The following is a 12514-nucleotide window of genomic DNA, read 5'->3' on the forward strand; positions in this document are numbered from 1 at the left end:
CCTATATTTATGGGCTAACTAATTTCAGACCTATGCGCAAACTCTTTATGCTGGCCATTCTGTGCCTGAGCTACCAACTTTCTGCCCAGGATTACTTTCTGGAAAAATTCAAACCTTTTAATAAAGAAGTCCCCTCCCCCGAAGAATTTCTCGGATATGGTATTGGGGAACGCCATACGCGACACGACCTTATTGTCGCCTATTTCAAAAAACTGGCAGAGGTCTCAGCCAGGGCCAGTTTCGCTGAATACGGGCGTACCCATGAGGGAAGGATTCTGAGTATGCTGACCCTGAGCACACCGGAAAACCTCTCAGACCTTCCCAGCCTCAAAGCAAAACACCTGGCCTTTACAGATCCGGCCCAAAATGTTTCTAACTACGAGGAGGTACCCGTGTTTATCAACCTGGCTTACAACGTACATGGAAATGAACCTTCAAGTTCGGAAGCGGCCTTGCTCGCCGCCTATACTTTTGCGGCTTCAGAATCTCAAGAGATCCAAAAATATCTCAGCAATGCGGTGATTTTTATCGATCCCACTATCAATCCGGACGGTCGCGACCGGCATACCCAATGGGCCAACAGCTACCAGGGTAGCCCTCTGGTGGCAGACCCCCAGGATGCAGAACACGATGAATACTGGCCGGGCGGAAGAACTAACCACTATTGGTTCGACCTAAACCGGGACTGGCTCCTGGGGATCAATCCCGAAAGCAGGGGCAAGCTGAACTGGTACCATCAATGGTATCCGAACGTGGTGACCGATTTTCACGAGATGGGCAGCCAAAGCACCTATTTCTTTGAGCCCATGAAGGCCAACGGTTCCCTGGATCCCATCATGCCCAGGGAAAATTACATCGACCTCAACAACCTGTTCGGGGATTATTTTGCCAAAGCGCTGGACAGCATAGGCTCCCTCTATTTCACCAAAGAGGTCTTTGACGGCACCTATCCGGGGTACGGTTCCTCCTATCCGGATCTGCAGGGCGGACTCGGATTGCTGTTTGAGCAGGCGAGTTCGAGGGGCCATAAGCAGACCACGCCCTTTGGGGAGATCACCTTTCCTTTCACGATCAGGAACCAGTTCACCTCGAGCATTACCACGGTCAGGGCAGCTGTTGAGAATAAGGCCCTCCTGAGGAAATACCAGCAGGATTTCTTTAAATCTGCACTCACAAGAGCAACCGCTTCACGCGTTAAAGGCTACACTTTCGGGGAGGCCCATGACCAGAACAGGCTTAAGGCATTTGTCGATAAGCTCCTGCTGCACAGGGTGAAAGTCTTAAAAAACAACGACGGATCGTACTTTGTGCCTACCAGGCAACCCCAGTACCGAATGGTGCAAACGGTCTTCGAGACCTATACACGATACAGGGACAGCGTTTTTTACGATGCATCTGCCTGGTCTCTTGCCAATTTTTACAATATTTCATACACCGCCCAGAACAGGGAAGTGAGTGGCGCTCCGGTAACCTCTCTTGAAGACTTCGTGAAATTTACACCTGCCCAGCGTTCTGATTACGCCTACCTGATAGACTGGGACGATTACAATGCTCCTGCGGCCTTGCACTTTCTTCAATCCAAAGGCCTGGTCCTGTCTTCTTCTTTCCGGCCCTTTACCTCCCAGACCAAAAGAGGAAACAAAAACTTTCACTTCGGCACCTTGCTCCTCCCGGTAAAGCTCCAAAAAAAGAATGCAGAAGAGGTGTTTGCTATTTTGAGGGAAACGCAGGAAAAATTCCAGGTGCCTGTATATGCTGTTGAATCGGGTCTCAATCTGTCCGGAGTAGATCTCGGAAGCAGGTTCGTAAGGCCCGTAGAACCGCCGAAAGCAGCCATGATCATAGGAGAAGGTGTCCGTTCCTATGAGGCCGGTGAGGTTTGGCACCTCCTGGATACACGCGTACACATGCCGATCACCAAGATTCCCATACGAAGCCTGAAAGGCGCCGATCTGGACAAATACAACACCCTCGTCATGGTGTCGGGAAATTATTCATTTGACGATAAACTCTTCGGAAAGATCAAGTCCTGGGCCGAAAAAGGGAATACCCTGATCACCATCGGAACCGCCTCTAAATGGGCGATTGACAAGAAGCTGGTCAAGGAAGATCTGATCGAGGAAAAGAAGGATACCACAGCAGTTGTCGAACGCAAACCCTATGCAGATGCGGGTGACAACCTCGGGAAGGAAAGTGTAGGGGGAATCATCGTGGAGGCTGAGCTCGACCTCACCCATCCGCTTGCCTTCGGCTATCAAAAGGAACGCATTCCCGTATACAAGAACAATACGGTCTGGCTGGCTCCCAGCAAGAACGCCTACGCCACGGTATCAAAATATACTCAAAATCCTGTGATCGATGGATTTATCACGGACAAGAACCGCGATGAATTCCTCCGGAAGTCAGCCTCCCTTATGGTCAGCCCGATAGGCAACGGCAGGGTGGTCATGTTCGCCGACAACCCCAATTTCAGGGGTTCCTGGTATGGGACGAACCGACTCTTTCTCAATGCCTTATTCCTTGGAAATCACATAAACGTACCTAAATAAGAATTATGAAGAATTTATTTCTCACGCTCACAGGGATCCTGATAAGCCTTGCAACCTTTGCCCAATCGCCGGAAGGAGACGGGCCATTTTCCCAGCTGATCATAAGGGGGGTAACCCTGATCAATGGCAATGGGGCGCCCCCTGTAGGACCCGTCGATATCGTTGTGGAAAATAATATCATCAGAGAGATCGACGTGGTTGGTTATCCCGGAGTGGAGATCGATCCTTCCCGCAGACCACAACTCACTCCCGGAGGGAAAGAGCTGGATTGTACCGGTATGTATCTCATGCCCGGATTCGTGGACATGCACGGTCATATAGGCGGCAGAGCTCAGGGAGCAGAACCTGATTACGTCTTTAAACTCTGGATGGCCCACGGGATCACGACCATCAGAGAGCCCAGCGGAAGAGGGGTCGACTTTGCGATGGACCTGAAACGGAAAAGCGCCAGGAATGAGATCATAGCCCCCAGGATCTTTGTTTATACCGGATTCGGGCAGGGCAGTAAAGAGGAGATCAGCACCCCTGAAATGGCCCGGGCATGGGTCAGGAGCAATGCTCAGAAAGGGGCAGATGGGATCAAGTTTTTCGGAGCTCCCCCGGAGATCATGAGTGCAGCTCTGGAAGAGAACAAAAAACTGGGCCTGCGGTCTGCCTGTCATCATGCCCAGATGGATGTTGCCCGATGGAATGTGCTGAATTCGGCCCGTGCCGGACTCACCTCCATGGAGCACTGGTACGGCCTGCCGGAGGCATTGTTTACAGACCGGACAGTTCAGGACTATCCCCTGGATTACAACTACAATAACGAACAACACCGTTTTCAGGAAGCAGGCCGGCTTTGGGAGCAGGCGGCACCTCCTTATTCAGAACACTGGAATGCCGTAATGGATGAGCTGCTGGAGCTCGATTTTACCCTGGATCCCACCTTTAATATCTACGAGGCCAGCCGGGATCTCCAAAGGGCCAGGAGGGCCGAATGGCACGAAGACTACACCCTCCCCTCCCTATGGGAATTTTACCAGCCCAGCAAGATCTCGCACGGCTCGTACTGGCATTACTGGGGGACCGAACAGGAAGTGGCCTGGAAAAAGAATTACGCCCTGTGGATGACCTTTGTGAATGAGTACAAAAATCGAGGAGGCCGGGTGACCACCGGATCGGATTCCGGCTTTATCTTCCAGCTCTATGGTTTCGCCTATGTGAGGGAACTAGAATTACTTCGAGAGGCGGGTTTTCACCCATTGGAGATTATCAGGAGCGCAACCCTGAACGGGGCAGAAGCCCTGGGGGTCAGTGATAAAATAGGGACCGTGACCGTGGGGAAATTAGCAGATTTTGTGATCGTTGGGGAAAATCCCCTCGAAAACTTAAAAGTGTTGTATGGCACGGGAGCCATCAAGCTCACCGAAGACAATGAAGTAGTCCGTGTAGGCGGCGTGCACTACACGATCAAGGACGGTATCGTCTACGACGCGAAAGCACTCTTACGGGACGTAAAGAGGATGGTCGAAGAGAAAAAACGAGAAACAGACTACAAAATAAGGCAACCGGGAATAAAAGAATAAATAAGGTCATTATGTACTTTATTAAACGGTTAGATTTTTCTTTTGGGTCCTGAATGAGAGTTCAGCCTTGATACGGGCATTCTTGAACCGGTAGAGGCGGGCTATTTTTTCGGCACCAGCCTTCTCAACTTGTTTACGATGTACAGGAAGAACAGGCCTACCATCCAGAACAAGATCCATTTTATGATGTTCAGTTTCAGCATGGTTTTGTGCTTTTTGGGCAAAGGCGCCGGCACTCATCAGAAGGGCCAGGCAAAGGGTTAAAATAGCTTTCACGATTTGGGTGTTTCGTCTAATAAAGTAACCCCGTATTTGTCAAAGGTTTGTTCGTAAATCGCTGAAGGTCAATGTATTTTCGGCAAGTGTAAAATTGTCGGACCAACAGACAAATTTCCCCGTCAACAGGATCGACAAGGCTTAACTCCTCAACCCTGAAAGCGGTATTTCATCGGCAAAAAAGTGGGCATCACAGAAATCAGGTCGCTCTGTTTGAGCGGTGTAACTCGGACTTCAAGAAGGGTAAAAGTTGACCGGTCAACCGGAATTTGCATCGCCCAATTTCGTATCTTTATGATCCCATGTAATTCAGCAGAAGAGGGTCAGTCAAAACTGCAATCCAAAATAAGCGAACCTTGCAATTCCTGTCTATTCCTCCTGCCGTTTTGATTGGGTTAATAGCCGGCCTGATGACAGACACTTTGACCGAATGGAAGAAGTGATTAACCGTGAAGATTTTCCAGAATTAAATTTACAGCTATGAAAAAGAAATGGATCAACAAACATGAAGTAACAGGAATGAAGGCAATCCCTATATGGATTTTTGTATTACTGTTAAGCCTGGTTTTCTCAGCTCCTACCTATGCCTTCCAGGATATGGGGGAACAGGATGTATCCTACGCTTCTTACAAGGGAGAAGTGGTGGATAGTGAAACAAACAAACCCCTGATCTTTGCTACACTAACGGTATCGGGGTCTAATATCAGCACTGTGACCAATACAGAGGGTGCCTTTTTACTTAAGGTACCTACTGATATGGAAAGCACTTCGGTAGAAGTGAGTTTCCTGGGCTACAGGTCGAAAACCGTACCTCTTTCTACATTAAAGACGGAGGATAATACTATTTCCCTGGACGTACTGGTCACGGAATTGCCTGAGGTAAATGTAACCGTACCCAAGGATGCTGTTACCCTTGTCAAGGAAACCCTTAGGAGGAAAGGAGAAAACTACGTCAATGATCCGAGTGTCATGACCGCCTTTTACAGGGAGACCATCAAGAGAAGGCGCAGGAATGTTTCCCTTTCCGAGGCTGTGGTCTCCATCTTTAAGACACCTTATACCTCACCCCGCAGAGACGCAGTACAGATGTATAAGTCGCGTAAAAGTACGGACTACAGTAAGCTCGATACCCTGGTGCTGAAACTTCAGGGTGGGCCTTTCAATGCCCTCTACGTGGATGTGATGAAATACCCCGAGTACATCTTTGGGGAGGAGAGTATCGATAACTACAATTTCAGGTTCGACAGGTCGACCCGCATCAATGACAGGCTGATTTATGTCATCAGCTTCAACCAAAGGGAAGATGTCCTGGAACCTCTTTACAGGGGCGAGCTCTATATCGATGTGCAAAATAAGGTGCTGACCAGTGCGATCTATTCCCTGAATATCACAGACCGGGACCTCGCCAGCAGGCTCTTTGTCCGAAAAAAGCCATGGAATGCAAGGGTATATCCTGAGGAGGTTGCCTACCGGGTGGATTACAGGGAGAAGAACGGAAAATGGTATTACGGCTACAGCAATGCTGTGCTGGAATTCAAGATCGACTGGGACAAGAAGCTGTTTAACTCAATTTACAGCATGACCTGTGAAATGGCGGTTACCGACTGGGAGCAGAATCCGGAACTTTCGGAACCCAGATTCAGGGACCGACTTAAGTCGACCATGATCCTCAGTGATGAAGCCTCCGGATTTTCTGATCCGGACTTCTGGGGAGAATACAATATTATAGAACCTGAAAAGTCGATCGAATCAGCCATAAGAAAAATACAACGGCAGTTAAGAAAGCAGGGATAATCACCTAACCCGCGTGAGGCAAAGCAAAACCGGCTCCTGCAGAGGGCCGGTTTTATTTTTTAACATACCGCTGACTCAGACAAAAGAGGAGGTAGGTGTACTTATAAACAATTGTTCATAAGTCAGGTTTATAACTTGTTGATTTTAAATTCCTTACATCGTTTGCACAATCCGATCTTTCGACTATATTTACTTTGTGGTTAAGCGGGAGAAGCTTCCTGTTTCACACCGAAAGCCACTATAAAGTTGACGTTCTTTATATTGTTGCAATGGGCATTTTCACGACCGGGAACTTCGGTTTTCGGAAAAGAAAAACATACCGGTCGAAAGGGGCTCCGGTCCCGGAACACCGGAAAAGTATGACAGACCCCCGTACGCAACCTCAGGGTTAAGTATGAATTGACGTCATGCGGAAGCAACAAGAAGAAACACCAATCGGGTCGCAGTTGAAAAATTGAGAACGTAGATGTTTCAAACGTCGAGACAGCCATGCTGCCAGCCTTCGGGTTGGGTTCCGGACCGCAAGGAAAGGAAAGCAAGCTGTTTCTAGAAAGCCATATCAGTGTACCCGTTACAATGATATGGCTTTTGTTTTTCTACCTCCCATAGGTCCCTCCGCTAGTCGAGTTACACCTGCACATTTCACCTTTGCAGCCTCCTTTAAAATTGTATATTTGCACGCCTGAGAGCGCATTAAAAAACCTGCCATGTCAAAAATCATGTACACGCTGACGGACGAGGCCCCTGCTTTGGCCACCCAGTCATTGTTGCCTATTATAAAATCATTTGCCGGGACGGCGAATATCGAAATTGCCACAAAGGACATTTCCCTCTCGGGCCGGATCCTGGCAAATTTTCCGGAATTTTTACGAGAAGACCAGCGAATCCCTGACGACCTGGCCGTTCTGGGAGAACTTGCCAAAACCCCCGAAGCCAATATCATCAAGCTTCCCAATATCAGTGCGTCTATCCCACAGCTCGAAGAGGCCATTGAAGAATTGAGGAAAAAGGGATATCCCGTACCCAAATATCCCGATAAACCTAAGACAGAACAGGAAAGGAATATCAAGGCCAGATACGACAAGGTAAAGGGAAGCGCGGTAAACCCCGTACTTCGGGAAGGAAATTCTGACCGCAGGGCCCCGAAACCCATTAAAAATTACGCCAAGATGCACCCTCATAGCATGGGTGCCTGGTCATCGACATCCAAAACCCATGTGGCCACAATGAGCCAGGGGGATTTCAGGAACAATGAGAAGTCCGTCACCATGGAGAAAAACACGGTACTGGCCGTGGAATTTGAGAATACTAAAGGCGAAAAGAGCCTGCTTAAGGGGGACATCCTTGTGAAAGAAGGAGAAATAGTTGACGCAACCTTGCTGAGCAAAGAAGCCCTGCTGGAATTTCTCAGGAAACAAGTTGCGGAGGCCAGGGAACAGGGAGTACTGTTTTCCGTGCACCTGAAAGCCACTATGATGAAGGTCTCAGACCCCATTATTTTTGGCCATGTACTAAAGGTTTATTTCTCCGAAGTCTTCAGTAAATACGGCGAAGTCTTCGAAAAATTAAGAATCAAGGCGAATGACGGCCTGGAAAGCCTTCTTGAAAAGATCCAGCAACTCCCTGAAAAGGAAAGACAGCAGATAGAACAAAGCGTTCAGGAATCCCTCGAAAATGGCCCCCAGCTGGCCATGGTCAACTCTGATAAAGGCATTACCAACCTCCATGTACCCAGTGATGTGATCATTGATGCATCCATGCCCGCGATGATCAGGACCTCTGGTAAAATGTACAATCAGGAGGGAAAATTACAGGACACTAAGGCCGTGATCCCAGACAGCAGCTATGCCGGGATCTACCAGGCCACTATTGATTTCTGCAAGGAACACGGGGCGTTTGACCCCCGCACTATGGGTACTGTTCCCAACGTGGGACTCATGGCACAAAAAGCCGAAGAATACGGTTCACACGACAAAACCTTCGAGATCAGAGAAAAAGGTGTGGTCCGGGTTACTGATACCTACACCGGTCAAACCCTTATGCAGCACGATGTCTCTGAAGGTGATATCTGGAGGATGTGTCAGGTTAAGGACCAACCCGTAAGAAACTGGATCAGTCTGGCCGTATCAAGGGCGAGAGCCACCCAGACCCCTGCTATTTTCTGGCTGGATCGGGAAAGGGCGCACGACCGCGAACTCATCAGAAAGGTTGAGAAATACCTGCCGGAAGAAAATGCCCAGGGCCTGGACCTTCAGATCATGTCGCCTGTGGAGGCCACCAAAGCAACCCTTAAAAGACTGAAAGAAGGAAAGGATACCATATCCGTTTCGGGTAATGTGCTCAGAGATTATCTCACAGACCTTTTCCCGATCCTGGAAGTAGGCACAAGTGCCAAGATGCTTTCCATAGTACCCCTGATGGAAGGGGGCGGCCTATTTGAAACCGGAGCGGGTGGTTCTGCCCCGAAACACGTAGAACAATTCCTTGAAGAAGGTCATTTGAGGTGGGATTCTCTTGGTGAATTCCTTGCCCTGGCGGTGTCTCTGGAGTTTTACAGTGAAAAAAATTCGAATCCGGCAGCCAGCATTTTGGCTGAGTGTCTGGACACTGCCACTGAGGATTTTCTCAGCGATAACCGTTCCCCTTCGAGGAAGGTCGGGGAGTTAGATACCCGGGGCAGCCATTTCTATTTGGCCTGGTACTGGGCTAAGGCCCTCGCCGGGCAGAACAAGGATTTGAAGCTGAAACAAATCTTTGAACCCGTTGCACAATTATTCGATTCCAAAGCTGAAACGATCCTTCAGGAATTGCTCGATGCACAGGGAAAAAAACAGGATATTGGCGGATATTACAAGCCGGATCCTTCCTTGATTTCCAAGGCGATGCGTCCCAGTAAAACCTTGAATGACATCCTCGAAAGCATCGGATAATTTCCGGATATTTCAATAATTTTCAGGATTTTCTATCCTGCTGCCTTGTTATGCGCAATTCTTTTCTATTTTTAAAGAATGTATTCTTCTCGGCCCTTACAGCGCTTGCTGCCGATTGTCTTAACCCTTCTGTTTTACGGGATTTCTGCCCAGGAGCGATTTACGCTGAGCGGGACGGTAAGTGAAGTATCCAGCAATGAAGCCCTGATCGGTGTCAGCATTGTCATCCCCTCCCTGAAAACAGGGGTCTCCACAAACGAATACGGCTTCTTTTCCCTTACCCTGCCCAGGGGTACCTATGAACTGCAGATCACCTACCTGGGGTTCGAGGAAATTTCGGAGACCGTAGTGTTTGACAGGGATAAAAAAATGAATTTTCAGCTGACAGAAAAGGCCGAGGTCCTCGACGAAGTGGTTGTCACAGAAAACGTGGAACAGCTCAACATCAGGAAGCCCCAGATGAGCGTGAATACCCTATCGGTACAAACCATAAAGGATATCCCGGTAGTTCTCGGTGAGGCGGATATCATCAAATCCCTCATCCTGCTTCCCGGGGTAAGCAACGCAGGAGAAGGAGCCTCAGGATTCAACGTTAGAGGAGGCGCAGCAGATCAGAACCTCATCCTCCTCGACGAAGCTACTATCTTTAACAGCTCTCACCTATTTGGATTTTTCTCAGTGTTCAATCCCGATGCCATCAAGGATGTTAAGTTGTTTAAAGGGGCTATTCCCTCCCGATACGGAGGCAGGGTCTCCTCTGTCCTGGAGATTTTCCAGAAGGAGGGGAACAGCAAGGAGTTCAAAATGAACGGGGGGATCGGGGCCGTGGCGAGCAGGCTGCTGGCAGAGGGTCCGATCGCAAAGGATAAATCGGCCTTCCTGATCGGGGGGCGAGCCTCCTATGCCCATCTTTTTCTCCCCTTGTTCGACCTTGACAATACGGCTTATTTCTACGATCTCAACACCAAGATCAACTTTAAACTGAACGAGAACAACAACCTTTTCCTTTCCGGATATTTTGGCCGGGATGTATTTTCCATCTCTAATAATTTCGAGAATATTTACGGGAACAGCGTCCTGAACCTCCGGTGGAACCACCTCTTCTCAGACAGGCTGTTCAGCAACCTCTCCCTGATCTATTCCGACTTCTACTATGGGCTGGAACTGGACTTTGTCGGTTTTAAATGGAACTCTGGAATCAGGAACTTCAACATTAAATACGACCTGAAGAATTATATCAGTGATACCTTCCAGATCAATTACGGCCTCAACAATATCTACTACATCTTTAATCCCGGGAAGATCGTCCCCAACAGTCCTGAATCCGGCATCGTGGAGGAGCAGCTGATCAAAAAATACGCTGACGAATTCGCGGCCTACGTGGACGTTGAGCATACCATTTCCTCTTCCCTGAGTCTTCAATACGGCCTGCGCCTCAGCCATTTTATCCGTTTTGGACAGGAAGAACTGAACGTTTATGAGAATAACAACCCTGTGACCTTTGATCCTTTTTTGTTGATCTACCAGGAAGCACAACCCATTGGCACGGTTGCTTCTTCCAGGAGTGAGCAGCTGGCGAGTTTCACCAACCTGGAACCCCGGCTGGCTATTGCCTATACATTGAATGATGAACAGTCACTCAAGGCCAGCTACACCCGCATGGCACAATATCTGCACTTGCTTTCCAATACCAGCTCCCCTACTCCCCTTGATGTCTGGACCCCCAGTGGACCGTTTGTGGAACCACAATTACTGGATCAATACGCCCTGGGATATTTTCGTTCCATATCGGATGGAGCATACAGCCTGGAAACTGAGGTTTTTTACAAGGATATTCAGAACAGGATCGATTACATCGATGGGGCCAACCTGATCGCCAACAATGCCATAGAGCAGGTTATCCTGAACGGAGAGGCAAGAGCCTACGGACTGGAAGTCCTCCTGAGAAAGAATGAAGGTAGGTTTAAAGGCTGGCTTGCCTATACACTCTCGAGATCGGAACAGCGAACCCCGGGAAGGAACCTCTCATTCGACAACGGGAGATCTAATCGGGAAACAGGGATCAACTTCTCCAGGTGGTATAGTACGCCTTATGACAAAACCCATGATATCTCCCTATTTGGCAGTTATGACCTGAATAAAAAGTGGAGTTTTAACAGCAATTTTGTTTATCAGACCGGTCAACCGACGAACTACCCCGTGGGGCAGTTTCAATTCCAGGGGCTCACGGTTCCCTTCTATGGGCTGAGGAACCAGGAACGCCTGCCGGCTTACCACCGCCTCGACCTGTCGGCCACGCTGACCCCAAAAAAGAATGAAAACAGGAATTGGCAGGCCGAATGGGTATTCAGTATCTATAACGTGTACAGTCGGATGAATGCAGCAGCTATAAATTTCCGCAGGAATCAGGACACGGGGGTGAATGAAGCCATTCGCACCTCCATTTTCGGGATCGTGCCGGCGGTAACCTATAACTTTAAATTTTGATCCACGCCATGAAAAGGATATTGTTCTTAACCCTCATTTCCTTCTTCCTGTTTACAGGATGCGAAGACGTTATTGAGGTAGATCTGCCCGAGCAGGACACACGCCTCGTCGTGGATGGCCTTATCCGCGTGGATATAAATGAGACCTATATCCCGGTGGAGATCAGGCTCTCTCTCTCCAGCAGTTTCTTCGATAACAACCTTCCGACATCCGCTGAAAGCGTTTTGATCATCTATGAAGAGTATGAAGACGATATCGTGGTCGATCAAGGTTCTTCCAGCCTGGCAGAGACCAGTCCTGGTTCAGGTGTTTATGTCCCGGATCCGAATTTCAGCTCAGACCAGAGAATCTCGACTTCCATTCTTGATGGAGATTTTCTATTCACTCTCCTGATCCGACACCAGGGTCGACTTTACCTGGCGCAAACCCGTTATGTTCCCGTGGTTCCCATCAATTCTATAAGGCAAGGGACAGGTACTTTGTTCGGGGATGATGAGACCGAAGTGATCGTCAATTTTACAGACCAGCCCGATGTGGATAATTTTTACTTGTTCGACTTTGGATTTGGGGAATTCCTTGTCACGGAGGACGAATTCTACAAAGGGCAGGAATTCGAATTTTCCTTCTTTTACGATCAGCAATTCGAATCGGGTACGGTGCTGGATATCAGTATTCTGGGGGCCGACCAGACCTTCTACAACTACATGGATCAGCTGATCGAACAGAGCGGCGATCTGCAGGGTCCTTTTCAGACCCCTGTGAACACGGTCCGGGGCAATGTTTTTGATGTGACCGATCTGGACAACATCGATGTCATTGACAATGTCGACCAACCCGAGGTATTTCCGTTGGGATATTTTGCCATAGTACAGGAAGAAAAGGGACAGTTGATCGTGGATTGAAATATCGG

General features: G+C 48.8%; 7 protein-coding genes. 6 read left to right on the forward strand and 1 reads right to left on the reverse strand.

Annotation, left to right across the window (positions count from 1 at the left end; all coding sequences use genetic code 11):
* Positions 1 to 32 precede the first annotated feature (32 nt).
* Positions 33 to 2549 carry a M14 family metallopeptidase gene (locus tag IEV19_RS03685; RefSeq protein ID WP_188369343.1) on the forward strand — a complete coding sequence of 839 codons (2517 nt, stop codon included), beginning with the start codon at positions 33 to 35 and terminating at the stop codon, positions 2547 to 2549.
* 5 nt (positions 2550 to 2554) lie between these two features.
* Positions 2555 to 4117: an amidohydrolase family protein gene (locus IEV19_RS03690; RefSeq protein ID WP_188369344.1), complete on the forward strand. Its 1563-nt coding sequence runs from the start codon at positions 2555 to 2557 to the stop codon at positions 4115 to 4117.
* A 21-nt stretch (positions 4118 to 4138) separates the two neighbouring features.
* On the opposite strand, the gene IEV19_RS03695 is transcribed toward IEV19_RS03690, so the two are convergent.
* Positions 4139 to 4393 carry a hypothetical protein gene (locus IEV19_RS03695; RefSeq protein WP_188369345.1) on the reverse strand — a complete coding sequence of 85 codons (255 nt, stop codon included), beginning with the start codon at positions 4391 to 4393 and terminating at the stop codon, positions 4139 to 4141.
* A 480-nt stretch (positions 4394 to 4873) separates the two neighbouring features.
* Here IEV19_RS03695 and IEV19_RS03700 point away from each other — a divergent pair, with 480 nt between their 5' ends.
* The 4 genes from IEV19_RS03700 (at position 4874) to IEV19_RS03715 (ending at position 12506) form a co-directional block, all read left to right on the forward strand.
* Positions 4874 to 6187 carry a carboxypeptidase-like regulatory domain-containing protein gene (locus tag IEV19_RS03700; RefSeq protein ID WP_229732469.1) on the forward strand — a complete coding sequence of 438 codons (1314 nt, stop codon included), beginning with the start codon at positions 4874 to 4876 and terminating at the stop codon, positions 6185 to 6187.
* A gap of 707 nt (positions 6188 to 6894) precedes the next feature.
* On the forward strand, positions 6895 to 9117 hold the full coding sequence (locus tag IEV19_RS03705) for an NADP-dependent isocitrate dehydrogenase (RefSeq protein ID WP_188369346.1): 2223 nt from the start codon (positions 6895 to 6897) through the stop codon (positions 9115 to 9117).
* Between the two features lie 78 nt (positions 9118 to 9195).
* Positions 9196 to 11604, forward strand: a complete 2409-nt coding sequence (locus tag IEV19_RS03710; protein WP_188369347.1) for a TonB-dependent receptor — start codon at positions 9196 to 9198, stop codon at positions 11602 to 11604.
* Positions 11605 to 11612: 8 nt separating this feature from the next.
* Positions 11613 to 12506: a DUF4249 family protein gene (locus tag IEV19_RS03715; protein ID WP_188369348.1), complete on the forward strand. Its 894-nt coding sequence runs from the start codon at positions 11613 to 11615 to the stop codon at positions 12504 to 12506.
* Positions 12507 to 12514: the final 8 nt, after the last annotated feature.

This window comes from Muriicola marianensis (assembly GCF_014638095.1).
Taxonomy (GTDB): Bacteria; Bacteroidota; Bacteroidia; order Flavobacteriales; family Flavobacteriaceae; genus Muriicola; species Muriicola marianensis.